We start from the raw sequence: 25,750 nt of genomic DNA, 5'->3' as shown, positions 1-25,750 counted from the left end.
CGACCGTTTGATCAAAGATGGACAAGCGGACCCAGTGCAGCCTTCAATGGATCGAGGGCATCGCCGTACAGTTTCCAGCGCTCTACAGAGGACGAATAGATCGGCTGGCGCACCTGCCAGCGGCTTGGCGTTCGTACCGTGCGCTCGGTTTCGTGGAAATGCAGACAAGCATCGTCCCATTTCACGCCGAGAAATCCGATCAATCCACGAGCGCGGGTTTCGAGATCGGCCACGGTTTCTTCGTAGGGCATGTCGTGGATGGCAAGCGGCACGACCTTGGCCCAATGGCGCATCAAGCGATCATATTGCCGGTAGTACTGCCCAAGCTTGGTCAGATCGGCATTGTAGCCGAGGGCATCGGAGAAATTGTGCATGAAACAGGACGTGCAATTGTCCATCGGGTCACGCCGGCAGTGGACGATGCGGGCATTTGGCAAAATGAGGCCGATGAAGGCCAGCAGGGCGCCGCCTAGCCGGGCTTGTCTGCCTGCCTCGCCGCGACTCGGCGCATGGAGATGACGCGGCGGCGGCGAATTTCCGTGCGCATCGCCATCAGATGCAACGCGAAGAACAGCACGGTAAAGCCTAGAGCCATCACCAGCAACGGCCTCAGCATAGAGGGGTCAATGGTCGAGCCACCCATGCGGAACACCGAAGCCGGCTGATGCAGCGTGTTCCACCAATCGACCGAGAACTTGATGATCGGGATGTTTATGAAGCCGACCAGGGTGATGATTGCGGCGGCCCAGGCGGCGCGCGCCGCATCGTCGAGTGCCCGCGTCAGCGCGATGATGCCGAGATACATCAGAAACAGCACGAACACCGAGGTCAGCCGCGCGTCCCACACCCACCAGGTGCCCCACATCGGCTTGCCCCAGATCGAGCCGGTGATCAGCGCGAGTGCTGTAAAGACGGCGCCGATGGGTGCCGCCGATTTCAGCGCGACATCGGCCAGCGGATGGCGCCATACCAGCGTGCCCAACGCGAAAACCGCCATCAGCGTGAAACACATCATGGCCAGCCAGGCGAAGGGCACATGGATATACATGATGCGCACGGTGATGCCTTGCTGGAAATCCTCCGGCGCAGCGAAGCTCATATAGAGCCCGGCGGCCAAGATGAGTGCGGCGATGGTCGCCAGCCACGGCACCACCTTGTCGGCCAACCAGACAAACCGCGTCGGGTGGGCGAAATCCATCCAGCCGCTGAGGCGTGAAGTCAGGTCACTCATGCGGCTTTACATAAACCGGCGACGCTTTTGGGGCAATCGAGTGGTGGTGTCGCAGGCTGCCTTCCCTTCTCCCACAGGACAGGGAGAAGGGGCGAGCCTGGCCGCTCAGGCGGCCTCGTCCGTGATGGTGCGGCTGAGGCGGCGGACTTCCTCGTCGTTGAGCAGGCCGCCGGCGCGCAGCAGGCTGGCGAAGCGGCCATTGCGCATCGACAATTCGGCGAAGCCACCCATTTCGACCACCTTGCCCTTGTCCATGAACACAACCAGATCGGCATCTCGAACGGTGGTCAAGCGGTGGGCGATGATGAAGGTAGTGCGGCCGCGCCGCAATTCGTCGATCGCTTCCTTAACGCGGTCTTCCGTCTCGACATCGAGCGCGCTGGTCGCTTCGTCGAGCACCAGGATGGGCGAATCCTTCAACACGGCGCGCGCGATGGCGATACGCTGGCGCTCGCCGCCCGAAAGCTGTCCCCCGCGTTCGCCGACGACCGTGTCGTAGCCGTTGCTCTTCGACAGGATGAAATCCTGCGCGGCAGCGGCATTGGCGGCAGCGTGGACCTCATCATAGGTCGCCTCGGCGCGCCCGACGCGGATATTGTCCTCGATCGAGCGGTTGAGCAGGCCCGCATCCTGGAACACGGTGGCGATCGAGTGGCGCAGCGACTTGCGGGTCACCGTACGGGTATCGATGCCATCGATCAGGATCCGGCCGCTGGACGGCGCAAATACGCGCTGCAAAAGATTGATGAGCGTGGTCTTGCCCGCGCCCGTCGGACCGACGATGGCGACGGTCTGGCCGGCATGGACCTCGAACGACACGTCGTTCACGCCCTGCCCCGAATTGGCGAATTCGAAGCTGACGTTTTCAAAACGCACATGACCAGTGACGTTGCCGAGGTCACGCAACCCGTCCGGCTCGGCTGCGTCGGCCGCGGAGTCCTCGAGGCGGTAAAATTCCTCGAGCTTGGCCCTGGCTTCCGAAATCTGGTTGGCGAAGGCCGACATCTGGTCGAGCCGGGCGATCAGCAGCGTTGCAAAGCCGGTAAAGGCGATGACGTCACCGATACGCAATTGGCCATGCATGACCAGATAGGAGCCGATCAACAGCACGACCATCATCGAAATGGTCGACGACAGGCGGTGCAAGGCGTTGGCCAATGCCCACCAGTCGAGCACCGGATATTGGGCATCAAGCAGATTCTTGACATAACGCTTCAAGGCGTCGGTCTCGTGGCCGATGCGATTGTAGCTCTGCAGTACGGCGACATTGCTGACCGAGTCACTCACATGCGCGAACACCTGGTGAAAATGCCGCTCCACGGACGCCTGGCCTGCCCTGGTACGACGCATCACCAGCCGCCCGATTCCGACATAGAGCGCGCCCAGCGCCAGCAGGACCATCGACATGCGAATATCCATGCTGAGCGCCGTCGGCACCAGCAGAACCAGTGCGACGACAGTGGACAAATGCTGCCTCATGAACTCGAGCCAGAGGCTGAACAGGGTCTCGACCGCGCGCAGAAGCGTATGCAGGGAATTGGAGGTGCCGCGCTGATGATGCCAAGCAAGCGGCATGGTGATTACGCGCTCGAATGACTGGCAAAGCACCTCGCTGCGTCGTGCATGGGCAAAGCGGTCAGCGCCGCGCGCCACCAGAACGAAGGCGACGACGTTGAAGACGCCGATACCGGCCCATACGGCAAGCGTCGAAAAGACCGAGCCGCCGTCCGAAATAGCATCGATCACCCGTCCGAACATGATCGGCTCAAGGATGGCGATAATGGCCAGCGTGACATTCGCCCCGCAGATAAACGCTACGCGTTTTCTGTCGGCAGCGAGATAACCAAGCGCTCTCCAGTAGATCTGCAGAAGGGACACTTCAGCTACTCCGGCAAATTGTTATTGTGCACTGCATCATTTTCTACACGTACCCGTTGACGTGTCGCGAAACAATGCTCGTGTACCCCTTCAGTTCCCAATTCGCGAACAAAAGATGGCGACGCTGCGAAATCTGTCGTGATCACCTAACGGTTTGAGAAAAAAGGTAAAATGTCAGCCCTGCGGCAAAATCGTGGCAGGCTGCAAGCACTGCCGCAATTTTAATCAGCAACTGGTCATGTACGAATCCCTAAAGGCTGCATCGGCTTTTGGGAAAGCTCATGCGCAATAGAATTTCTAGAGCAACCTTAAACAACGCGCATCCCCAAGACGTGCAAAAACGCTAAAATCCTTGGAACTACGCCGGTATCCTGACGACCACCTCAGCCTTGTCGCCGGCTTTCGGTTTGAAAGCCGAAGCCTTCGTCTTTTTACCATCTACCTCTAGCGAGATGGCTTTGACCTTGGCGTCGCGGACAACGCGAACCCTGAGTTCGGCCCCCAGCACCTTGAGCGTTGCCGTATAACCATCCCAATGGCTGGGCAGTTTCGGCCTGAACTGAACGCGCTCGCCCCTGCGCTCAACGCCGAGGATGCCCTCGACCGCCGCGCGATAAAGCCAGCCGGCCGAGCCGGTGTACCAGGTCCAGCCACCGCGGCCGCCCTTGCCTTGCCCGGCGTAGACGTCTGCCGCGACGACATAAGGCTCGACGCGGTAGTGCTCGGTAGCGGCCTCGTCGAGCGCGTGGTTGGCCGGGTTGAGCATCGAGAGACAGCGGTAGGCGTCGTCGGTGCGCCCCATTTCGGCGAGCGCAATAACGAACCATGTCGCCGCGTGGGTGTACTGGCCGCCGTTTTCACGGACACCCGGCGGGTAGCTCTTGATGTAGCCTGGATTCTGTTCCGTCCTGGAAAAGGGCGGGGTGAAAAGCTTGACGATCTTGAGCTCGTCGTCGACGAGCATTTTCATCGCCTGCTGCATCGCCGTCGTCGACCGCGCCGGATCGCCCTCGCCCGACAGCACGCTCCACGACTGGGCAATCGAGTCGATCTTGCACTCCTGCGAACCGCGCGACCCCAGCGGCGTGCCGTCGTCGAAGCTGCCGCGACGATACCATTCACCATCCCAGGCCGTGCTTTCCAGCGCCCGCTTCAGCACGTCAGCGTGTTTTGTCCAGGCTTGCGCGCGCTTGGTGTCGCCTTCCGCCTTGGCGACAGGTGCAAAGTCGCCCAGCGTCTTCAGCAGGAACCAGCCCAGCCAGACGCTCTCGCCCTTACCGTGCTCGCCGACACGGTTCATGCCGTCGTTCCAGTCGCCACCGAGGATCAGCGGCAATCCGGCGGAGCTGCTGCGCTTGATGGCAAGGTCAAGTGCGCGTGCGCAATGATCATAGAGTGAAGCGGTCTTCTTCGATATCTCCGGGGTGAAGAAGGCGTCGTGCTCGCCTTCTTCCAGAGGCGGCCCCTCGATGAAGGGCAGTTGTTCCCTGAGGATCGCGGTATCGCCGGTCACCTGCAAGTAGTGTGACGTGGCGTGGGCGAGCCAGACCACGTCGTCGGAAATCATGGTGCGGACGCCTGCCTCGGTGCGCGGCAGCCACCAGTGCTGCACGTCACCCTCGGGGAATTGCCGCCGCGCCGCGTTGAGGATCTGGTCGCGCGCCAATTTCGGATCATGGACAAGCAGAGCCAGCGTGTCCTGCAGCTGATCGCGGAAGCCAAAGGCGCCGCTCGCCTGGTAAAACGCGGAGCGGGCGCGGATGCGGCAGGCTAGGCTCTGATAGGGCAGCCAGTGGTTGACCATGGCGTTGAGCGCCTTGTCCGGCGTCTCGACCTGGATGGTGTCGAGAAACCCCCGCCAGGTGCGTTCGTTGTCAGCCAGCCGCTGATCGAAATCCTTGCTTCTATGATGCTGCACCAGTGCGCTGGCTTGCTCGGCAGAGGCTGCATCGCCGAGCAGCCAGAGCAGCGTCACGTCCCCGCCGGCAGGGATGTCGATGTCGCGAGCAATTGCTGCACAAGGATCGTCGCCGGCCTCGACGCGGCCCGACAGGCTGGCGCCGCTGAGCACGGCATGCGGAAGTTCGCTGGTGCCGTACCGGCCGATGAACTCGCCGCGGTCGGCCGTCACAGAATGTGCCGCGCTGTCGGTGGCCAGGAAGGCGACCCGCTCGCTGAAGTCGAGCCCGTACGGATTTTGCGCCAGCAACGCGCCCGTCGCAGCATCCCTGGACGGAACGATGGTCGCCGCCGTGCGCGAACGATGGCTGCCAAGAACCCATTCCGCATAGGCGTAGACGCGCAGGCGCGCCGGCACCGAACCCGAATTCTGGATGCGCAATCGGGAGATTTTCACCGGATCGACAGGATCCACCACATGGGTCAGGTCCATCGACAGCGGTCCGCGCTTCGAACGGAAGGTCGAAAAACCCTGTCCGTGCCATGTTTCGTAGGTCATGGCGGGATCGCGCACGACTGCGGCCAGCGGCGAGAACGCCCGGCCGTTGGCGTGATCGTAGATATAGATGCCCTCGCCGGGCCGGTTGGTGACCGGGTCGTTCGCCCACGGCGTCAATTGATAGTCGCGGCTGTTTCGGCTCCAGGTGAAGGCAGCGCCTTCAGCCGAAACGTGGAAGCCGAACGAGGCGTTGGAGATGACGTTGATCCAGGGCTGCGGCGTCGTGCGCCGGCCAGCAAGGCGCATGACATAGTGGCGTCCGTCGCCCTCAAAGCCGCCAAAACCGTTCCACTGGTTGAGCCCGCTGCCGTCGGCACTGCCTTCGATCGTGACTTGGGCAGCCCGTGGCTGCGGCACCTGCGGAGACGGTTCGCGAAGCGCTGCTGCACCTGCCGGCTGCAAAGCGTCCCGTGCTTGCAGCGCAGCGGCCTCGGCGCGCTCGATCTGATCGAAGATGGTGCCGTTTCGCGTGTGCAGGGCGACGCGGGCGACGGCGAGCAGCGTCTTATAGGTCGTTTCGTCCATGAGATCGCGGCGCACGGCGAAGATGTGCTGGCGGGGTCCGAGCTCCTTGCCGCGCAGACGGCTGTTTTCGCACAGCGTCTCGACTGCCCGTTGCAGATCTTGCACGTAGGATGAAGCCTGCTCGTTGACCACGACAAAGTCGATCATCATGCCGCGGGCGCGCATATATTCCTGGAAGCGGAGCGCCTGGGCAACGATTTCGAGATCGGCGACATCGCCGATCCTGACCAGGAAAATCGGAAAATCTCCGGATATGCTGGTCGGCCACAGACTGGACTGCTTACCGAGCCCGGAGGCGATCGATTCGGCCGGAAGGCGCAGGAACGGATCAGGATAGATCAGATAACGCGCCAGATTCTGGACATTGGCAGCATCGGCAAGGCTGAGGCCGAGATGACGGGTCTGCACCTGCGAGCGGGTCCAGGCGAGCATCGCCTGACGGGCGAAGGCTTCCGGATGATCGAGCCGCGCAATGGCATCTTCGAGTTCGGCACGGTTGGCGCCGACGGCAGTCCAGAAGGTCAGCGATATCTTCTTGTTGGCCGGCACGCGCACCTGTCGGCGAAGTGCTGCGACCGGATCCAGCGTGAAGCCGGAATGGCCGCCAAGCTTGGCGCCGGGATCGAAGGCGGCGGCCTCGGTTATGGTGCGGCCGCGGCCGATGAAGGCGCGCCGGTCGGTTTCGGCCTCGGCGTCGCGCGTCGACCCAGACGGGTCGGTGACGAAGTGCACCATGGTGACATCAGGCTCGTCCGTTTCCCGCTTGCGTCTTGTGGCGAAGATCGCCCCGTTATTCGCAGCGATTTCGGTTTCCACGAACATTTTCGAGAAGGCCGGATGCGCGTTGTCGGATGCGTCGGAGCCCAGCACCAGTTCGGCAAAGGAGGTAACTTCTATATGCCGATCGACCGGGCCGTCATTGTAGAGCGTCACCCGCCGGCCTTCGCCGTTTCCTTCCGAGATGACGATGCATTCGACCTCCGAACGCAGTGATCCCACCGACTTGATGAAGCTCGCCTTGTCGTCGGAGAACAGCGTCTGCACTTCTTCGTCGGTGGCACGCTTCGGCTCGGCGGTGGCCGACCACCAGTCGCCGGTGCCGGCGTCTCGCAGGAAGATATAGGAGCCAAGCCGATCCTCGGTTGGATCCGGCTGCCAGCGCGTGACGGCAAGCTCGCCCCAGCGGCTATAGCCGGAGCCGGTCGCGGTGACCATGACCGAGTAGCGGCCATTGGACATGACGCTGGTCGAACGCAGCGCCTTGAGCGGGTTGAGCACGATGCGCGTATCGGGGCTCTCGACTTCCGTTTCGCCCTTCGACCGTTCGTCGGCCTCGGTCCTGACGGTGGCGGTCGGGATGTCGCGCGGCGCTCTTTCCTGCAGCAGCAACTCGGCCGACTCGATCACCGGATCGCTGTGGAAGCGGTCGCGCAGGCGTCCTTCGAAGATGGCGTCGGCAACGGCGGCGATCGACATCCCGGAATGGTGGGCCATGTAGTTCAGCACGACGACATGGTCGGTGCCCTCCGGCACGCGCTGCGGCGTGAAATCGACCGCATCGTAGAAGCCGTGCCGGCCAAGGGCGCCAAGCTGCCTCAGCCTGGCAAGGTTCTGCACCGATTCACGCGGGGTGAACTGCGCCGCCAGCACGGTCGCATAAGGCGCAATCACCGTGTTCTGGCCAAGACCTCGCTTCAGGCCCAGCCCGGGCACGCCGAAATTGGTGTATTGGTAGGTCAGTTCGCGGTCGCGGGCATTGTAGGCCGCTTCCGAGATCCCCCAGGGCACGTTCTTCGAGCGGCCGTACTGGATCTGACGTTTGATGATGAGCTTGCTGGTCTGGTTGAGGATGCTGCCTTGCGCCTCCTTCATCACCAACGGCGGCATCAGATACTCGAACATCGAGCCGGACCAGGACATCAGTGCGCCCTTGAACCCGATCTCGACGATCGGCCGGCCGAGGTGGAACCAGTGCTCCGTCGGCAGATCGCCCTTGGCGATGGCGAACAGGCTGGTCAGCCGCGCCTCGGAAGCCAGGAGGTCGTAGCAGCTTTCGTCGAGCTGATGCTCCTCGACCCGGTAGCCGATCGACAGGAGCTTGCGTTCCTTCCGCATGAGGAAGGAGAAATCCATCTCGAAGGCGAAGCGACGCGTGCGCTCGCGCAGCGAAAGAAGCTTGGCCCGCAAGGCTTCGACGGCATTGTCGTCGCTATGCGCGTCATGGACATGCGCTTCGCAGGTTGCTTCCAGTCTCGCCGCCCAGTCGGCGATGGTATCGCTCTGTGTCGATGCGGCCTCGGTATGGATGGCGATGGCGAGCTTGCGAATCTCGCCGGCCAGAACGGCCAGGTTGATGGTGCGGATCGATGCCATCTCGGGCTGTGCTTTGATCGATTCGACCGCGCGCCGCATGCCGTCGAGGCGGTCGGCGAGCCGCTGGCGCAACGGCCGCAACTGGCGACGGTCGTCAGGCAACTCCGCCAGGCTTTCGTCGAGGATCGTCACCGTATCGAGGATACCCTCGAAGTCGCCCTGTAGGTGGACTGCAGGCGCTTCCGCCCATTCGGCGCAGGCGGCCGCCACCGCCACCAGATGGCCGGCAAGATTGCCGCTATCGACGGCTGAAATATAGAGCGGATAGAGCGGCTTCAGCGTCGTCGTGTCATACCAGTTGAAGAGATGGCCGCGCTCACGCGGCATGCTCTCGATGGTCGACATCGTCGCGTCGATGCGGGTGGTCGCGTCGGACAGACTGATCCAGCCGAAATCGCGCGCTGAAATCACCGACAGGAGATAGACGCCGATATTGGTCGGCGAGGTGCGGGGCGCCACGACAGGCGCCGGACTTTCCTGGAAGTTGTCGGGCGGCAGGTTGTGATGCTCGGCCGTCACGAAGGTCTCGAAATAATGCCAAGTGCGCCGCGCAACGGTGCGCAGCGCATGGATGTCAGCCGCCGATATGCGCAAACGGTCCTCGGTTTCCGCCGAGCGGCTGATCCAGAAAGCGAACGCCGGCGAGCCGATCCAGAACAGCGCGAAGAAGAAGGCGACGAAAGCTCCGGTGGAATCGGCCAGAACCGGGATGGCGAGGCCGACGACCCCGACAATCACCGCGCCGTACATCATGCCGTAATATGAGCCGAGATCGTTGTCGCCATTCTTGTGCGCCTGCGAGGCAGTGCGCCATTCGAGCAGATTCTGCCGACTGACGAACAGACGGTAGAGTGTGCGAATGATGGCATCGCCCATCATCCAGGCCAGATGCGCCATCAGCACGATCTTCAGCGCCACCAGGGCGGTGCCGAAGACAACGTCGCGCGCCAGCGCCGAGAAATGGCCGCGCGGCGTCTGGTCGCCGCTTTTCGGCAGGATGGCGTGGACGATATCGAATGTCGGCGCCATGAACAGCGTGAGGATCAGCAGCGCCTGCCATTGCGCGGCCTGCGTGAAAGGCAGCAGCGTCCAGCCGGCGATCGCCGCCATCACCCAGAAGATCGGCGTCAGTGAGCGGCGCAGATTGTCTACCATCTTCCAGCGCGACAGCGCCGGTACGCCGGAGCGCGGATCGAGAATGAAGCCCAGAAGCTGCCAGTCGCCGCGTGCCCAGCGATGGTGGCGCGACGCGTCGACCGAATAGCGGGTCGGATAGTCCTCGACCAGTTCGATGTCCGTGACCAGCGCCGCGCGTGCCAAGGCGCCTTCGAGCAGATCGTGGCTGAGGATGGTGTTTTCGTCGATGCGGCCCTTCAGCGCCGCTTCGAAGGCGTCGACATGATAGAGGCCCTTGCCGGTGAAGGAGCCGTCGCCGAAGACGTCCTGGTAGATATCCGAGACGGCAAATACGTAGGGATCAAGGCCGCGATTGGCGGAAAACACCCGCTGGAAGAAGGATGCGTCGTCGCCGCTGGTCAGGGAGGCGGTGATGCGCGGCTGCAGGATAGTGTAGCCGGCGGTGACAACGCGCTTTGCCGCGTCGTAATGCGGGCGGTTGAGCGGGTGGCAAAGCTTGCCAACCAAACTGGCGACGGCATCGCGGGTGGTGCGCGTGTCGGCGTCCAGCGTCATCACATGGACAACGTTTTCCGGCAACGGCACATCCAGCGGCAGGAAGGTGGTGTCGCTGTCACCGCGCAGCAGAAGATTCAGTTCGTGCAGCTTGCCGCGCTTGCGTTCCCAGCCCATCCAGGCGCCCTGGGATTCGTTGTAGAGCCGCCGGCGGTGCAGGACGTAGAAACGCGGCGCGCCTTCGCTGGGGTAGCGGGCGTTCAGCCGTGCGATCTCGTCGCGAGCATATTGGAGGATCTCAATATCCGCCGCATCGATTTCGGTTTTGCTGTCCGGCCAATCCGAAAGCAGAGCGAAATGGATTTCGTCCGCCGTGTTGGCCAGGTGATGCACTTCGATATTGCGGATGTTCTCCTCGACGTCGTCGCGCGAGCCGATCAGCGACGGCACCACTACCAGCGTTCGGGCCTCGGGCGGCATGCCGCGTCTGTAGTCGTAGCCGACGAGGCGCGTGGGCTTCAGGAACAACGATACGACAGTGTTGAAGAAGGCAAGCGCGCCTTCGCTGGCTGGCACGGCAAACAGCGCCAGCATCAAGGCGATCGACCATTTGGACAGGCCGAGATTGGCAAGGGCGTTGCCGGAGAGGACCAGAAGCAGGACCGTCAGCGCGAACACCGGCAAGACAATGCCCAGCCATCCGGTCTTGCGGAACGCCCGTTTGATCGTGACGCTGACGGTCGGCCGATAGCCGATCGCCTTTTCCAGTTCCAGCCGGCGCGGCCCAACCAGAAAGAACCCGACGTCGGTGTGAGCGGTCGGACCGGTGCCGGTGGTATCGGCGACAGCGGCATGGCCGGCAAGTTCGATCGCCTTTTCGGCGACGCGGAATTCGGAACGATCGGAGCGGCGCGCCATTTCTTCGATCGCGGTCCGGTACTGGTCGCGCGAGAAGAAATCGAGCGCGGCGAAATCGGTGCGCTCGCGCAGCAACGTATCGATGCGGCTGACGCCTTCGAACCAAACCGTCCAGTCGATATCGTTGATAAGCCTGAGGCCGCGGATGATGTTGCCGGTGGTTACATTGCCGCCGGACAGCGTGCGATGTTCGCTGATTATGATTTCCTCGGCATCGGAGCCGGACTTTTCGAGTTCGCCCTCCAGCCATTCCAGCGCCCTGCCGGCATTTTGCGACCCATCGCGCAGGCGGTAGAGCAATTGGGTGGCAAAGGTGGTGTCTTGTGCATGGGCGACGTAGTTCGACAGGATCGCCTGACGGTCGGCGCTGTCGTCGACCGCCAGCACGCGGTCGGCAACCTCGTTGGCAATCTGGCGCATCTGCCGGGTACGATTGACCCGGACCGCGATCCGGCGAAGATTTTCGATCAGAACGAAGCGCAGCAGCGACGGCAGCGCCCAGAGTTCGCCAATCTTCAGCGGCTCGACGGCCTGAAAGCCTTCGACGATCGCCTTGAACATGGTAGCCGAGACGGAACTGTCCGAATGCGCGACATAGGTCCAGGCCAGCGCAAGCGCGCGCGGCACGCTGGCGCCGTCGCGCAGCTTCAGGGTCGGCAACTCCCGATAGAAACGGTGCGGCAGGTCGCGCTTGACCTGGAAGATGGTTTCCTCGACCAGATAGTTGTTGTCGAGCAGCCATTGCGCCGCCGGCGTAATCGTCTCGCCCCTAGCCTGCGCGGCATTGGTCGAGCGGTAGACTTCGAGGACCTTCCTGGCACTGTCGCGGATGCGTGGCTGGAAATCGAACGGCCCCAGGCCGAACAGATCCTTGACGTCGCCCTTGGCGAGGCTTGTACCCAGCGTGCGCAGGCGCTCTTCCGGCAGGAAATTGGAGCGTATCGGCTCTTCCGTGATGGCCGGGAAGCTCGCGCTCGTCTTTTCCATTTGGGTGGGGTCTGTTTGGATATTCATTGAAAATTCCGCATGGGGGACGCATAGCGGCGCCACCGCCACGGCAATGTCCCTAAAACCGATTCAAATGCAATTGGTTGCATCGAAACACAGGTCGAAAGTTTGTTTTCGCACCACAACTTTCAGACGATCACCCCTTCGCTCCCGCCGAGACTTGATCGAAGGAAGGATTCGGGCTTTTTCGTGATGTTGGCTTGAGCTTACGGCATATTTCGCCGGTGTTGCGATCATGTTTCGAAACAGGCGTTAATCGTTTGCAGCAACCCGTTCGATCCTGATCACGAACAGCGTCGCCGTTCGGGCAGGCTCCAAGCGCCATTTTAGGGCGCCCGGCCCGAGCAACAGCGTGTCGCGCGGCCCGATGCGGACGGGCGTCGCACCGGCCGCCGTGATTTCGCCGTCAAAACACAGGATGAGGGTAGTATCGGGCGCCGACTGGATATCGGTCGGGGCCGAAATCACCACGCGCTCGACGGCGTGGGTCATCCGTCCGCGCCGCGTCATGACGTTGAGATCGGTGATCGAACCGGCGATCAGCGCCGCTTGCGTTGGCACATCGGCCGGAAAGGAAAGCGGGGCGGAAGCTTTGGTCACCGTAGCCACCGGGCGGCCGGCGATATCAAGGACGATCCCCTCGCCTTCCAGCACGGCCAAGGTTCGGTCCACTCCGCCAAACCCGGAGAATGGCCCACCGCTTTCGACGCGCGCCATGGAGATGCGCCAGTCGAAATCGTCGAGCGCAGCACCTGCGGGCGAGACGGCGATTTCCGTCGTCACCCCGCCGCCGTTCTTCCACGGCATAGACCGGTATTCGGCCGCCCGGACAATGCGCAAGGCGCGGTTCAGCCGAGGATGCCTGGCAGGTTGAGCTGGTGCTCCCTGGCGCAGTCGATGGCGAGATCATAGCCGGCATCGGCGTGGCGCATGACGCCGGTTGCGGGGTCGTTCCACAGCACCCGCTCCAGGCGTTTGGCCGCTTCGCGCGTGCCATCGGCGACGATAACCATGCCGGCATGCTGCGAAAAACCCATGCCGACGCCACCGCCATGGTGCAGCGACACCCAGGTTGCGCCGGAGGCGGTGTTGAGCAGCGCATTGAGCAGCGGCCAGTCGGACACGGCGTCCGAGCCGTCCTTCATCGATTCCGTCTCGCGGTTCGGCGAGGCAACCGAGCCGGAATCGAGATGATCGCGGCCGATGACCACCGGCGCCTTGAGCTCGCCCTTCGCCACCATTTCGTTGAAGGCGAGGCCAAGCCGGTGGCGATCGCCGAGACCGACCCAGCAGATGCGCGCCGGCAGGCCCTGGAAGGCGATACGCTCGCGCGCCATGTCGAGCCAGTTGTGCAGGTGGGTGTTGCCGGGGGTCAATTCTCGCACCTTGGCATCGGTCTTGTAGATGTCCTCGGGATCGCCGGAGAGGGCTGCCCAGCGAAACGGGCCGATGCCGCGACAAAACAGCGGTCGGATATAGGCCGGCACGAAGCCCGGGAAGGCAAAGGCGTTCTCGAACCCTTCCTCCTTCGCCACCTGACGGATGTTGTTGCCGTAATCAAGCGTCGGCACGCCGGCATTCCAGAACGCCACCATCGCCTCGACATGTTCGCGCATCGACGCGCGCGCCGCCTTCTCGACCGCCTTCGGGTCGCTGGTGCGCTTCTCGCGCCATTCGCCGAGCGACCAGCCCTTGGGCAGATAGCCGTTGAGCGGATCATGCGCCGACGTCTGGTCGGTGACTAAGTCGGGGCGCACGCCACGCCGCACCAGTTCCGGCACGATGTCGGCGGTGTTGCCGACCAGACCGACCGATTTCGCCTCGCCGGCCCTGGTCCAGCGCTCGATCTTTTCCAGCGCCTCGTCGAGCGTGTCGGCGCGCTCGTCGACATAGCGGGTGCGCAGCCTGAAATCGATACGGTCGGGATCGCATTCGATCGCCAGGCAGCAGGCGCCAGCCATGACCGCAGCCAGCGGCTGGGCGCCGCCCATGCCGCCGAGGCCGCCGGTCAGGATCCATTTGCCCCTGAGGTTGCCGCCGTAATGCTGGCGGCCGGCCTCGACGAAGGTCTCGTAGGTGCCCTGCACGATGCCTTGCGTGCCGATGTAGATCCACGAGCCGGCCGTCATCTGGCCGTACATCATCAGGCCCTTCTTATCGAGCTCGTGGAATTTCTCCCATGTCGCCCAGTGCGGCACGAGGTTGGAATTGGCGATCAGCACGCGCGGCGCATCGGTGTGAGTCCGGAACACGCCGACCGGCTTGCCGGACTGCACCAGAAGCGTCTCGTCATCTCCAAGCGTCTTCAGCGAGGCGACGATGCGATCAAAGTCGTTCCAGGTACGCGCCGCCCGGCCGATGCCGCCATAGACGACCAGTTCGTTGGGGTTTTCGGCGACGTCTGGATCGAGATTGTTCATCAGCATGCGCAACGGCGCTTCCGTCAGCCATGAGCGAGCATTGAGCTCGCTGCCGCGTGGGCTGCGGATTTCGCGGATGTTATGACGAGGATCGGTCATGGCGTCACTTTTCCTTTCGAATGAGCTGCGCGGCGGAGCGTCAGCGCCCGGCCCAGGCAATCGCGCTTTCCAGGATCCGCTTCAGCGTGGCGCGGATCGGCGCGGCGAATGCGGGGTCGTAAGGCACCGGCCAATTGTCGGGCGTCCCCTTGCGCTCGGGCTCGCGCATATAGCCGCGGTTGGACAGTTCCATCTGCAGCGCGTGGACGTTCTTCTGCGGCTGGCCGAAATTGCGCGTAATCCAGCCGCCCTTGAAGCGGCCATTCACAACGTATGTCTCGCCGGTTCCGGCGAGGATCTCTTCGACCATCGCCTGCAAGGCCGGATCGGCGCTTTTGCCGTCATTGCTGCCCAAATTGAACACCGGCAGCGTGCCCTCGAACAGCCGCGGCAGCACCGAGCGGATCGAGTGGCAGTCATAGACCACGGCCCTGCCATGAGCGCCCTTTATCCGGGCAACTTCTCCAGCAATTGCGCTGTGATACGGATAAAAAAAGCGACGGCTCCGATGCTCTATCTCTTCAGCGCCTGGCTCCAAGCCGGGGCGATAGAGCGGATCGCCGTCAAACGTCTCCGTTGGGCAAAGACCGGTAGTGGTTTGGCCGGGATACAGAGAAACACCTGACGGATCGCGATTGACGTCGATGACGCTGCGCGAGATCGACGTCCGGACAACGCTGGCGCCAAGATCAGCCGCAAAGTCATAGAGTTGTTCGATCCACCAGTCCGTGTCGCGACGTGCAAGCCACGGCGAAACGAACCGATCTTCCAAACCAGCCAGATCGGTGCCGGTATGCGGCAAGCTGACAAGCAGCGGCTCGGTTCCCTCATGGACGGTAAGCCAGTCGCGCTCGTTCATGATGCGGCTCCAGAAATCCCCGGCAGCGCCACCGCGATCGCCGCCCTCACCGCCGCACCGCTGCGCACCATGGTGATGGCCTTTTCCATGTCGGGGTGGAAATGCCGATCATTGTCGAGATGCGTCACTTCGGCCCTGACCAGCCTGCGCACCGCTTCAAGCGGCGCACTCGATGCCAGCGGCGCATGGAAATCGCAGCCTTGCGCAGCGGCCAGCAATTCGATGCCGATGACGGCCGTCGCATTCTCGACCATGCCGATCAGCCGGCGCGCGCCATGCGCTGCCATCGAGACGTGGTCTTCCTGATTGGCAGAGGTCGGGATCGAATCGACGCTGGCCGGATAGGCCTTCTGCTTGTTTTCCGAGACGAGTGCCGCCGCCGTCACCTGCGGGATCATAAAGCCGGAATTCAAGCCGGGCTTCGGCGTCAGGAAAGCCGGCATGCCCGACAGCGCCGGGTCGACCAGCATGGCGATGCGCCGTTCCGACAGCGAGCCGATCTCGCAGACAGCGAGCGCGATCATGTCGGCGGCAAAAGCCACCGGCTCGGCGTGGAAATTCCCGCCGGAAAGTGCGGTATCGTCCTCGGCGAAGATCAGCGGATTGTCGGTGACGCCGTTGGCCTCGGTGCCCAGCGTGTCGGCAGCCTGGCGCAGGACACTGAGCGCCGCGCCCATCACCTGCGGTTGGCAGCGGAGGCAGTACGGATCCTGCACGCGCTCGTCGCCGAGGCGGTGCGATTCACGGATGGCACTGCCGGCCATCAGGTTGCGCAGCGCCTCTGCCGTCTCGATCTGGCCAGGATGCTTCCTGAGCAGATGGATGCGCGGATCGAAGGGGGCGTCGGAGCCCTTGGCGGCATCGGTCGAAAGCGCGCCGGCGACCAGCGCCGACTGATAAAGCACTTCAGCGTCGAACAGGGCGGCCAATGCATAGGCGGTCGAGAACTGCGTTCCGTTGAGCAGCGCCAACCCTTCCTTGGCGCCAAGCGTGACCGGCTCCAGCCCGTGTGAGACAAAGGCGACCTTGGCCGGGAACTTGCCATGGGGAGTAAAACATTCGCCGACGCCGATCATTACCGCCGTCATGTGCGACAGCGGCGCCAGGTCGCCGGAGGCGCCGACCGAGCCTTGCGCCGGCACCACCGGAATGACGTCATTGGCCAGCATTGCTTCGAGCAACTCAATGGTCTGCGGCCGAACGCCGGAGGCGCCCTGCGCTAGGCTGGCAAGCTTCAGTGCCATCATGAGCCGGCAAACAGCGACCGGCATCGGTTCGCCGACGCCGGCGGCATGCGACAGCACGATGTTGCGTTGAAGGGTCTCGAGGTCGGCGGAGGGGATACGGACGCTGGCCAATTTGCCGAAACCGGTGTTGATGCCATAGACCGGCTCACCATTGGCGACGATCCGCGCAACCGCTTCCGCGCTGGCCTTGATCTTCGGCCAGCAGGCAGCGTCCAGCTTCGGCACGGCGCCGCGATAGATTTCGCGCCAGTCGGCCAGCGTTGTGTTGCCCGGCTTGAGTTTGAATTCGCTCATCGTCCTCTCCAGATGCGGGCATGCAGCGGGTTAAAGCCCATGCGGTAGACGAGCTCGGCCGGGCGGTCGATATCCCAGATCGCCAGGTCGGCTGATTTTCCAGCCTCCAGCGTACCGGTTTTTCCGAGCAGTCCCAGCGCGCGGGCGGCCTCGCGGGTGACACCGGCAAGGCATTCGTCAACAGTCAGACCGAGCAAAGTCGCCGCCATGTTCATGGTCAGCAGCAACGAGGTAAGCGGCGATGTGCCGGGATTGCAGTCGGTGGCGACCGCCATTTTGACGCCGTGCTGGCGAAACAGACCGATCGGCGGCTTCTTGGTCTCACGGATGAAATAGTAGGCGCCGGGCAGGATCGTCGCCACGGTTCCTGCCCTCGCCATCGCCGCCGCACCCGCCTCGTCAGTGTATTCGAGATGGTCGGCCGACAGGGCGCCATAACGCGCCGCAAGTTCTGCGCCGTGCAGATTGGACAATTGGTCAGCGTGGAGTTTTACCGGCAGACTTAGCGCTTTCGCCGCGTCGAACACGCGAGAAATCTGCTCGGGCGAAAAAGCGATGCCTTCGCAAAAACCGTCGACCGCATCGGCCAGGCCCTCGGCAGCGACGGCCGGCAAAATCTCGTTTGCGACCAGATCGATAAAAGCGTCCTTGTCGCCTTTCGCTTCAGGCGGCAGGGCATGGGCGCCGAGGAAGCTCGTCCTCACCGTTACTGGACGATGTTCGCCCAGGAGCCGCGCGGCGCGCAGCGATTTCTTCTCATTTTCAAGATCGAGCCCGTAGCCCGACTTGATCTCGATAGTGGTGAGGCCTTCCGCGATTAACGCGTTGAGGCGCGGCACCGACTGCACAACCAGTTCGTGCTCGCTGGCAGCGCGCAGCGCCTTGACCGACGAGACGATGCCGCCGCCCGCTCGAGTCACCTCCTCATAAGTCGCGCCGGCCAGCCGCATCTCGAATTCGTTAGCGCGGTTGCCTGCATGGACCAGATGAGTGTGGCAGTCGATCAGGCCCGGCGTTATCCAACGCCCTTCGCAATCGATAATCTCGGCTGCTTGGCCCAGCGCTGCCGGCATGTCGGCTTCCGGGCCGGCGTAGACGATCAGGCCATCGCGCGCGGCGATCGCGCCGTCTTCGACGAGACCCAGTGCGGCGGCGCTGTCAGCCATGGTTGCCAGACGCGCATTGCGCCAGAGGCGAACCTCCCCTGCCCGACCTTTGCTCTCTCCAGCCATCATCTTTTCCGTTTCAATCTGCGGCGATTATGTATATACATATTGAGATGCACTGCAAGTGGTATCATTGCACGGGACACAGGGAATCGGAGAGAAAAACATGACGGCGATCTTTGCGGAACAGGTGCTTCTGCCCGACGGCTGGCATTCCAATGCCCGGATCGTCGCCAGTGAAGGCCGCATCGCCACGGTCGAACCTAACACCACCCCCCGGCCCGGCGACGAACGCCATGCCATTCTGCTGCCAGGCATGCCGAACCTGCACAGCCACGCCTTTCAGCGCGGCATGGCCGGCCTCGCCGAGTTGCGCGGCCCTTCTGCCGACAGTTTCTGGAGCTGGCGCGAGGTGATGTACCGCTTCGCGCTGTCGATGACGCCGGATCAGGTCGAGGCGGTCGCCGCCCAGCTCTATGTCGAGATGCTTCAGGCCGGGTTCTCACGCGTCGGTGAGTTTCACTATCTGCATCACGACCGCGACGGCCGGCCCTACGCCAACATCGCCGAGATGGCCGAGCGCATCACTGCCGCGGCCGCCGATACCGGCATTGGGCTGACGCTGCTGCCGGTCTTCTATGCGCATGCCTCTTTCGGCGGCGCAGCGCCGAACGAAGGCCAGCGGCGATTCATCAACGATGTGAATCGGTTCTCGCGGCTTGTTGAGAAATGCCGCGAATCCGTTCGCACCTTGAATCACGCGGTCGTCGGCATCGCCCCGCACAGTCTGCGCGCCGTGACACCGGAGGAGTTGGAAAACATCGCGGCAATGGTACCGGGCGGACCGATCCACATCCATATCGCCGAGCAAGTGAAGGAGGTCGAGGACTGCCTTGCCTGGTCCGGGGCGCGGCCGGTCGAATGGCTGCTCGCCAATGCCAATGTCGATAAGCGCTGGTGCCTGATCCACGCCACCCACATGACCGAGACCGAGACCGCGGCCATGGCGAAAAGCGGGGCCATCGCCGGCCTCTGCCCGATCACCGAGGCCAATCTCGGCGACGGCACCTTTGCAGCACCTTTGTTCATACAACATGGCGGCCGCTTCGGCGTCGGCTCCGATTCCAACGTGCAGATCGGCCTGCCGGACGAATTGCGGCAGCTCGAATATTCGCAGCGCCTCGCCCACCGTGCCCGCAACGTGCTGGCGGTCGCCGGCGGTTCAACCGGCCGCGCACTGTTCGATGCCGCGCTCGACGGCGGCAGCGCCGCGCTTGGCACAGGCCTCTCGCAGATCGCCGCAGGTGCCCCGGCCGATTTCGTCTCGCTCGATGGCAATCATCCCTCGCTGGCCGGCAAGACGGGCGATGCGGTGCTCGATGCCTGGATCTTCGCCAACGGCACCAATATCGATTGCGTCTGGGTGCATGGCAAGAAGCTGGTCAGCGGCGGCAGGCATGCAAGGGGCGATGCCATTGCCGAGCGTTTTCGCAAGGTGATGACGGCGCTTTCGGCATGAGCATGATCGGAACAATCGATGTGGACGTCGGCGAGCCTCTCTCGCTGCATCAGCGCATCCTGTCCGACATCAGCGAGCGGATTCTGTCCGGCGTCTGGGCGCCCGGCCACCGCATTCCGTTCGAGCACGAACTGACGGCCGAGTACAAATGCTCGCGCATGACAGTGAACAAGGCGCTGTCGCAGCTTGCCAAGGCGGGGCTGATCGAGCGTCGCCGCCGCTCCGGCAGCTTTGTCCGGCGGCCGCAGTCGCAAGCCGCGGTGCTGGAAATCCACGACATCAGGATCGAGGTGGAGGCGCTCGGCCTGCCCTATCGCTACGAGCGTGTGGCGCGACACAAAAGGCGCAGCAGCGCGGAGGATCGCGCCTTGCTGGAACTCGCTTCTGCCGGACCTGTGCTGGCGCTGGAATGCCGGCATTTCGCCGGCAAGCGGCCGTTCGCCCACGAACAGCGGCTAATCAACCTGGCCGCCGTGGCCGAGGCCGCCGACGAGGAATTTCTTGTCATCGCGCCTGGGCCGTGGCTGATCGCCCGCGTGCCATGGAGCGCCGCCGAGCACCGCATCCGCGCTGTCACCGCCGACAGACACATTGCGGCCGCACTCGATATCGAAGCCGGCTCACCGTGCCTGGTGGTCGAGCGGCGGACATGGAGCGCCGAGCACCCCGTCACCCATGTCCGTTTCACCTATGCGGCCGAGAGCCACACGCTGGTGGCAAGGTTTACGCCTTCGCAGGGGTGACCCTCCCCTCGAGGGGAGGGTCGCGGAGGAAATGCCGCATGGCGGCATTTTGTGACGCGGGGTGGGTCAGTGCAACCTCGCCGACCCTACCCGTCTCGCAATCTCCGCTTCGCTCCGACTACTCGCCGACCCTCCCCTCAGGGGGAGGGTTAAGAGCCGCACCTCAGACGGCAGCGGTAGCGATGATCTCGACCAGATATTCCGGTCCGGCAAGCTTGGCCTCGCCGGTGGCGCGCGCCGGGGTATGGCCCTGCGGCACCCACTTGTCCCACTCCGCGTTCATCTCGGCGAACGTGCTCATGTCGGCCAGCCAGATGATCGCCTGCAGGATCTTGGTCTTGTCGGTACCGGCCTTGGCCAGCAATTCGTCGATGGCCCCCAGTATGTCCCTTGTCTGGGCGCCGACGTTTCCGCCCGGCTCGCCGACCTGACCGGCCAGATAGACGGTATTGCCGTGGATGACGATCTGGCTCATGCGCGGGCCAACATCGATGCGACGAATGCTCATGGGACGTTTCCTTCCTTTGTGGGTCGCGCCTCTTTAGAGTCGCGGTCCACCGGGGGCAAGGTTGCATGAGCGAATCCTCTTGAGCCAGCAGGCGTGGGGCGAAAATAGGCACACGCCAAATTGCTCCGGTCGCCGCAATTCCGCCGGATTGACTTGTTGACTAATGTAATAACATCACATATCAACCGCCGCTGCCGTATTAGTCGTGTCCCACGGATCGTCACATGACCAAAACCTGCCTGACCTTCCGCGACCTGACACTGGGCTACAACAGCCATCCGGCAATCCATCATCTCGACGGCACGATCCGCCGGGGATCGCTGACCGCCGTCGTCGGCGCCAACGGCTCGGGCAAGTCGACCCTGATGAAGGGCATCGTCGGTGTGTTGAAGCCGATGGCCGGCACGGTTGTCCGCGCGCCCGGCGTGCGCGCCGCTTACCTGCCGCAACAGTCGGAGCTCGACCGCTCCTTTCCGGCCAGGGTCGTCGACCTGGTCTCCCTGGGCCTGTGGCCACGGCGGGGGCTGCTCGGCCGCCATACCAGGGAAGATCGCGATTCGGTCAGCCAGGCGCTGATGGCCGTCGGCCTCGGCGGCTTCGAAAAGCGCCCGATCGACACATTGTCGGGCGGCCAGCTGCAGCGCACGCTGTTTGCCCGCGTGCTGCTGCAGGACGCCGATCTCATCCTGCTCGACGAGCCGTTCAACGCCGTCGACACCAAGACCGTCGGCGACCTGATCACGCTGATCAAGCGCTGGCATGGTGAGGAGCGCACCATCATGGTCGTTGTCCACGACCTGGAGCTGGTGCGCCAGAATTTCCCCGAGACGCTGCTGCTGGCGCGCCAGCCGATCGCCTGGGGCGAAACCAAGGCAACGCTGCGGCCGGAAAACCTGTTGCGCGCGCGCCGCTTCCATGAAGCCTGGGAGGAGAACGCGCCCTGGTGCGAGCCCGACAACCACGAGCACGATGATCACGCTCACGACCATAATCACGGCTCCGGGCCGAGGGCGGCATGATGGACACGCTCTACGGTCTTTTCATCGCTCCGTTTGCCGATTTCGCCTTTATGCAGCGGGCGCTTGCCGGGTCGCTGATGCTGTCGCTCGGCGCCTGCCCGGTCGGCGTGTTCCTGATGCTGCGCCGCATGAGCCTTTCCGGCGACGCCATGGCCCACGCCATCCTGCCGGGTGCCGCCGCCGGTTTCCTGTTCTATGGGCTGGAGATCCTGCCGATGACCATCGGCGGGTTGATTGCCGGCATCATCGTCGCGGTCGGCGCCGGCGCCGTCTCGCGCTTTACCATCCAGCGCGAGGATGCCTCGATGGCGGCCTTCTATCTGATTTCGCTGGCCATCGGTGTGCTGATGGTGTCGATCCGCGGCTCCAGTGTCGATCTCATGCATGTGCTGTTCGGCACCGTGCTGGCGCTCAACAATGAAGCGCTGACGCTGATCGGCGGCATCGTGCTGGTTACGCTGGTCAGCCTCGCCATCTTTTGGCGGGCGCTGGTCGCCGAATGTCTCGACCCGCTGTTCCTGCGTTCGGTCAGCCGGTTGGGCAGTCCGGTGCATTTCATCTTCCTCGGCCTCGTCGTGCTCAACCTGGTCGGCGGCTTTCAGGCGCTCGGCACGCTGCTTTCCGTGGGGCTGATGATGCTGCCTGCGGCCGCCGCCCGCTTCTGGACCATGCGCGTCGAGCCGATGTGCGTGCTGGCGGTGCTGATCGGCTTTTCCTCCTGCGTCGCGGGTCTGCTTCTGTCCTATCACGTGTCGCTGCCTTCCGGCCCGGCCATCATCCTGTCTGCGGGCGTCGTCTATTTTGCCTCGATCCTGTTCGGCACGCGCGGTATCCTGCGCGCCCGTATTATCCATCACCGCCACAGAACCGCCTGATCAACAGAGGAGAGCTGTCCATGCTGAAATCGGTCCGCACCGCCTTGGCAATGAGCGTAATAACGTTAACTGCCTTTGGTGCGTCATCGGCCCTCGCGGAGCCGTTGAAAGTGGTCGCCAGCTTCACGGTCATTGCCGATTTCGCCAAAAATGTCGGCGGCGACCGCATCAATCTGACCACCATTGTCGGGCCGGATGGCGATGCCCATGTCTACGAGCCGAGCCCGGCTGACGCGGTGGCGATGGCGAGTGCGGATGTGGTGCTGGTCAACGGCCTGCATTTCGAAGGCTTTCTGCAGCGCCTGGTCGACGCCAGCGCCACCAGGGCGACGATCGCCGTTCTGACCAAGGGCGTCACGCCGATCAACTTCAAACCCGAATTCGCCGATGCCGATGCCGCTGAAGGCGCCCATACCGATGGCGAAACGGCCACCGATCCGCATGCCTTCCAGTCGATTGCTAATGCCAAGATCTATGTGAAGAACATCGCCGACGCCTTCTGCACCGCCGACGCCGCGGGTTGCGACAGCTACAACGCCAATGCTGCCGCCTATACCGCGAAGCTCGATGCGGTCGAAGGCGAAGTGCAGGCGGCAATCCAGTCGATCCCGGAAGAGAAGCGCGTGGTCATCACCTCGCATGACGCCTTCGGCTATTTCGAGAAGGCCTATGGCCTCACCTTCCTGGCCCCCGAAGGCGTCTCGACCGAGTCGGAGCCTTCCGCTGCCGACGTCGCCAAGCTGGTCAGCCAAGTGAAGCAGGACAAGGCGGCGGCGGTCTTCATCGAGAACATCACCAACGCGCGGCTGATCGAGCAGATCGCCAGCGAGACCGGCATCAAGGTTGGCGGCACGCTCTATTCGGATGCGCTGTCGCAGCCCGACGGCCCGGCCTCGACCTATATCGACCTGATGCACAACAACATCGCCCAGATCAAAGGCGCGATCCTCGGAAGCTGAGCGGTCGGCGCAGTCCATCCAGCCGGGCTACAGTAGCCCGGCTGGATTTTCCGCCGGAAATGTTTATCTGCAGTGGTGAATGTCGATCCGCTGAGACAGGCTTGATCGACTGCTGTTCGAAAGCCGGCATTGCCATGACAGACTTCACGCCTTTCCAGTCGCTGCTTGGCGGCGCCCTCATCGGCCTGTCGGCCGTGCTCCTGATGGCGTTTCACGGCCGCATTGCCGGCATGACCGGCATCCTGACCGGGGTAATTCCGCCGCTTTCACTCGATTGGCGATGGCGGGCCGAATTTCTCGCCGGTGCCGTCCTGGCGCCACTTCTGTACGGCGCCGCTGGCGGGCAGATTGCCTTCAGCGTGCCCGTCCCGACGCTGGCCCTCGTCGTCGGCGGCTTCCTGGTCGGCATCGGCGTGCATTTCGGCGCAGGCTGTCCGAGCGGGCATGGCATTTGCGGCATGGCGCGCTTGTCGCCACGCTCGATAGTCGCCGTCGCGACCTTCATGGTCACCGCCTTCGCTACCGTCTTTGTAATCCGCCACGTGATCGGGGGCTGACGCCAATGAACAAGCTCGTATCGGCATCCCTCATCGGCGGGATTTTCGGCCTCGGCATTGCCGTTTCCGGCATGATCAATCCGGCCAAGGTGCTGAACTTCTTCGACGTCGCCGGCACCTGGGATCCGAGCCTGGTCTTCGTGATGGGCGGCGGCCTGCTCGTCGCTTTCGCCGGCTATCGCCTGGTGTTCGGCTGTCGCAAGGCACCGGTGTTCGAAGCCGCCTTCACGCTGCCGACGAAGCGCGCCATCGACAAAGAGCTGGTCGGCGGTGCCGCCGTCTTCGGCATCGGCTGGGGCATTGCCGGTTTCTGCCCGGGCGGCGCCATTCCGGCGCTTGGCCTTGGCTATTCGGCGACGCCGATCTTCGTCGCGGCGGTGATCGCCGGCATTGTCGTGGCGCGGTTCGCCAGAACACGGCTCGCCCATCCGGCAACCGCGTAGGAATCAGCAGCGGCGGCAGTTGCCGGCTGCACCGGGGAGTGGCAAGACTTCCGCCAAACCAGATTGCGAGGACCACCATGGAATACCGTCAGATCAGCGAGGACTATTCGGTCTCCGGCCAGATCCAGCCCGAGGACGTCGCCGCCATCAAGAACGCCGGCTTCAAGAGCGTGATCTGCAACCGGCCCGACGACGAGCAACCCGGCCAGCCATCGGCCGACACTGTCAAGGCAGCAGTGGAGGGAGCCGGGCTTGCCTTCCGCTACATCCCGGTGATCAGCGGCCAGATCACGGCCGAAAACGTCGAGGACCAGGCCGAGGCGCTCGACGAACTCGAAGGCCCGGTGTTCGCCTATTGCCGTTCCGGCGCCCGCTGCACCAACCTTTATGGGCTGATCCAGCAGTCGAAGGGCTAGATCGGCAGCGCGCCGGTTTCCTTCAGCGTTTCGAGCACGATCGCCGTCTTCACATGCTGCACGGATTCGTGCGGCAGAAGCACGCCGTTGACGAATTCCGAGAGAGATTTCAGATCGGGCGTCACCACTTTCAATATATAGTCCATCTCGCCGGTCAGCGCGTGCGCTTCCTGTACTTGCGGCAGCCGCGCCACCAATTCGCCGAAGCGTTGCGCATTGTCGCGGTTGTGGGTGGCGAGCGTCACCGAGATGACGTTGACCAGCGAGAAGCCGAGCTTGTCGCGGTCGAGCACCGCGCGATAGCCCCTGATGTAGCCGTCCTCCTCCAGCCTCTGGCGGCGGCGCGAACATTGCGACGCCGACAGGTTCACCCGTTCCGACAAATCGTTGTTGGTCAGCCGTGCGTCGCCCTGCAACAGAGCCATTATCTTGCGGTCAAACTGGTCAACGCGCGCATTATCCATGGATTACTTCCTATGTATGCACAGTCCGCGCATCACCTGATCATTTCAAGCGTTTGAATGCAAGCACCATGCACCCGCTCCGCTCTATAATTGGATTGAAGTGGCCTTTTCCGGCCACGCCAGCTTTTTGGAGGACAAT

At 63.3% G+C, this 25,750-nt stretch carries 19 protein-coding genes; 8 read left to right on the top strand and 11 right to left on the bottom strand.

Going from position 1 to position 25,750, the window contains the following annotated elements:
- Window positions 1-11: 11 nt before the first annotated feature.
- From EN807_RS26060 to hutI, 9 genes are all read right to left on the bottom strand, one after another.
- Window positions 12-449 (bottom strand): sulfotransferase, encoded by a 438-nt coding sequence (locus tag EN807_RS26060; protein WP_281405222.1) that lies wholly within the window; start codon window positions 447-449, stop codon window positions 12-14.
- A 20-nt stretch (window positions 450-469) separates the two neighbouring features.
- Window positions 470-1,231, bottom strand: a complete 762-nt coding sequence (locus EN807_RS26055) for a heme ABC transporter permease (protein WP_135937246.1) — start codon at window positions 1,229-1,231, stop codon at window positions 470-472.
- Window positions 1,232-1,336: 105 nt separating this feature from the next.
- A complete protein-coding gene (locus EN807_RS26050) occupies window positions 1,337-3,109 on the bottom strand; it encodes a glucan ABC transporter ATP-binding protein/ permease (RefSeq protein WP_135937245.1) in 1,773 nt (590 codons plus the stop codon).
- Window positions 3,110-3,467: 358 nt separating this feature from the next.
- The gene (locus tag EN807_RS26045) at window positions 3,468-12,029 is read right to left on the bottom strand and encodes a glucoamylase family protein (protein ID WP_135937244.1); all 8,562 of its coding nucleotides are present in this window, start codon (window positions 12,027-12,029) and stop codon (window positions 3,468-3,470) included.
- 246 nt (window positions 12,030-12,275) lie between these two features.
- Window positions 12,276-12,863 carry a HutD family protein gene (locus EN807_RS26040; protein ID WP_135937243.1) on the bottom strand — a complete coding sequence of 196 codons (588 nt, stop codon included), beginning with the start codon at window positions 12,861-12,863 and terminating at the stop codon, window positions 12,276-12,278.
- Between the two features lie 8 nt (window positions 12,864-12,871).
- A complete protein-coding gene (gene hutU, locus EN807_RS26035) occupies window positions 12,872-14,542 on the bottom strand; it encodes a urocanate hydratase (RefSeq protein ID WP_135937242.1) in 1,671 nt (556 codons plus the stop codon).
- Window positions 14,543-14,582: 40 nt separating this feature from the next.
- Window positions 14,583-15,401 carry an N-formylglutamate deformylase gene (hutG, locus tag EN807_RS26030; RefSeq protein WP_135937241.1) on the bottom strand — a complete coding sequence of 273 codons (819 nt, stop codon included), beginning with the start codon at window positions 15,399-15,401 and terminating at the stop codon, window positions 14,583-14,585.
- Entirely contained in the window at window positions 15,398-16,942 is a 1,545-nt protein-coding gene (hutH, locus tag EN807_RS26025; RefSeq protein WP_135937240.1) for a histidine ammonia-lyase, read from the bottom strand. The genes hutG and hutH overlap by 4 nt, the downstream gene beginning before the upstream one ends.
- Window positions 16,939-18,174, bottom strand: a complete 1,236-nt coding sequence (gene hutI / locus EN807_RS26020) for an imidazolonepropionase (RefSeq protein ID WP_135937239.1) — start codon at window positions 18,172-18,174, stop codon at window positions 16,939-16,941. The genes hutH and hutI overlap by 4 nt, the downstream gene beginning before the upstream one ends.
- A gap of 100 nt (window positions 18,175-18,274) precedes the next feature.
- Between hutI and EN807_RS26015 the strand changes: the two genes are divergently transcribed.
- Window positions 18,275-19,627, top strand: a complete 1,353-nt coding sequence (locus tag EN807_RS26015) for a formimidoylglutamate deiminase (RefSeq protein ID WP_135937238.1) — start codon at window positions 18,275-18,277, stop codon at window positions 19,625-19,627.
- Complete coding sequence (hutC, locus tag EN807_RS26010) at window positions 19,624-20,370, top strand: histidine utilization repressor (protein ID WP_135937237.1); 747 nt, start codon at window positions 19,624-19,626, stop codon at window positions 20,368-20,370. Before EN807_RS26015 ends, hutC begins: the two co-directional genes overlap by 4 nt.
- 163 nt (window positions 20,371-20,533) lie before the next feature.
- Here hutC and EN807_RS26005 read toward each other — a convergent pair whose 3' ends face one another.
- Window positions 20,534-20,878, bottom strand: a complete 345-nt coding sequence (locus EN807_RS26005) for a RidA family protein (RefSeq protein WP_135937236.1) — start codon at window positions 20,876-20,878, stop codon at window positions 20,534-20,536.
- Window positions 20,879-21,102: 224 nt separating this feature from the next.
- On the opposite strand from EN807_RS26005, the gene aztA reads away from it, so the two are divergent.
- From aztA to EN807_RS25975, 6 genes are all read left to right on the top strand, one after another.
- Complete coding sequence (gene aztA, locus EN807_RS26000; RefSeq protein WP_135937235.1) at window positions 21,103-21,897, top strand: zinc ABC transporter ATP-binding protein AztA; 795 nt, start codon at window positions 21,103-21,105, stop codon at window positions 21,895-21,897.
- Complete coding sequence (gene aztB / locus EN807_RS25995; protein WP_135937387.1) at window positions 21,897-22,772, top strand: zinc ABC transporter permease AztB; 876 nt, start codon at window positions 21,897-21,899, stop codon at window positions 22,770-22,772. Before aztA ends, aztB begins: the two co-directional genes overlap by 1 nt.
- Before the next feature lie 20 nt (window positions 22,773-22,792).
- Entirely contained in the window at window positions 22,793-23,731 is a 939-nt protein-coding gene (gene aztC / locus EN807_RS25990; protein WP_135937234.1) for a zinc ABC transporter substrate-binding protein AztC, read from the top strand.
- 134 nt (window positions 23,732-23,865) lie between these two features.
- Window positions 23,866-24,288 (top strand): YeeE/YedE thiosulfate transporter family protein, encoded by a 423-nt coding sequence (locus tag EN807_RS25985; protein WP_135937233.1) that lies wholly within the window; start codon window positions 23,866-23,868, stop codon window positions 24,286-24,288.
- Between the two features lie 5 nt (window positions 24,289-24,293).
- Window positions 24,294-24,731, top strand: a complete 438-nt coding sequence (locus tag EN807_RS25980; RefSeq protein WP_135937232.1) for a DUF6691 family protein — start codon at window positions 24,294-24,296, stop codon at window positions 24,729-24,731.
- A 77-nt stretch (window positions 24,732-24,808) separates the two neighbouring features.
- Window positions 24,809-25,147, top strand: a complete 339-nt coding sequence (locus EN807_RS25975) for a TIGR01244 family sulfur transferase (protein WP_029354037.1) — start codon at window positions 24,809-24,811, stop codon at window positions 25,145-25,147.
- Here EN807_RS25975 and EN807_RS25970 read toward each other — a convergent pair.
- Window positions 25,144-25,611 (bottom strand): Lrp/AsnC family transcriptional regulator, encoded by a 468-nt coding sequence (locus EN807_RS25970; RefSeq protein ID WP_135937231.1) that lies wholly within the window; start codon window positions 25,609-25,611, stop codon window positions 25,144-25,146. The genes EN807_RS25975 and EN807_RS25970 overlap by 4 nt on opposite strands.
- Between the last annotated feature and the right edge of the window lie 139 nt (window positions 25,612-25,750).

Source organism: Mesorhizobium sp. M5C.F.Ca.ET.164.01.1.1 (genome assembly GCF_004792125.1).
In the GTDB taxonomy this organism is placed as follows: Bacteria; Pseudomonadota; Alphaproteobacteria; order Rhizobiales; family Rhizobiaceae; genus Mesorhizobium; species Mesorhizobium wenxiniae.
Note: the sequence above shows the minus strand (reverse complement) of the source record. Positions and strands in the feature narration are given on the sequence as shown.

Excerpts from the sequence above, each read along its gene's own strand:
- EN807_RS26005 (WP_135937236.1), bottom strand. The coding sequence starts at position 20,878 with ATGAGCATTCGTCGCATCGATGTTGGCCCGCGCATGAGCCAGATCGTC.
- EN807_RS26045 (WP_135937244.1), bottom strand. The coding sequence starts at position 12,029 with ATGAATATCCAAACAGACCCCACCCAAATGGAAAAGACGAGCGCGAGC.
- EN807_RS25980 (WP_135937232.1), top strand. The coding sequence starts at position 24,294 with ATGAACAAGCTCGTATCGGCATCCCTCATCGGCGGGATTTTCGGCCTC.
- aztC (WP_135937234.1), top strand. The coding sequence starts at position 22,793 with ATGCTGAAATCGGTCCGCACCGCCTTGGCAATGAGCGTAATAACGTTA.
- hutU (WP_135937242.1), bottom strand. The coding sequence starts at position 14,542 with ATGACCGATCCTCGTCATAACATCCGCGAAATCCGCAGCCCACGCGGC.
- EN807_RS26055 (WP_135937246.1), bottom strand. The coding sequence starts at position 1,231 with ATGAGTGACCTGACTTCACGCCTCAGCGGCTGGATGGATTTCGCCCAC.
- hutI (WP_135937239.1), bottom strand. The coding sequence starts at position 18,174 with ATGGCTGGAGAGAGCAAAGGTCGGGCAGGGGAGGTTCGCCTCTGGCGC.
- EN807_RS26015 (WP_135937238.1), top strand. The coding sequence starts at position 18,275 with ATGACGGCGATCTTTGCGGAACAGGTGCTTCTGCCCGACGGCTGGCAT.
- hutH (WP_135937240.1), bottom strand. The coding sequence starts at position 16,942 with ATGAGCGAATTCAAACTCAAGCCGGGCAACACAACGCTGGCCGACTGG.
- hutC (WP_135937237.1), top strand. The coding sequence starts at position 19,624 with ATGAGCATGATCGGAACAATCGATGTGGACGTCGGCGAGCCTCTCTCG.
- aztA (WP_135937235.1), top strand. The coding sequence starts at position 21,103 with ATGACCAAAACCTGCCTGACCTTCCGCGACCTGACACTGGGCTACAAC.
- EN807_RS25970 (WP_135937231.1), bottom strand. The coding sequence starts at position 25,611 with ATGGATAATGCGCGCGTTGACCAGTTTGACCGCAAGATAATGGCTCTG.
- EN807_RS25985 (WP_135937233.1), top strand. The coding sequence starts at position 23,866 with ATGACAGACTTCACGCCTTTCCAGTCGCTGCTTGGCGGCGCCCTCATC.
- hutG (WP_135937241.1), bottom strand. The coding sequence starts at position 15,401 with ATGAACGAGCGCGACTGGCTTACCGTCCATGAGGGAACCGAGCCGCTG.
- EN807_RS25975 (WP_029354037.1), top strand. The coding sequence starts at position 24,809 with ATGGAATACCGTCAGATCAGCGAGGACTATTCGGTCTCCGGCCAGATC.
- aztB (WP_135937387.1), top strand. The coding sequence starts at position 21,897 with ATGGACACGCTCTACGGTCTTTTCATCGCTCCGTTTGCCGATTTCGCC.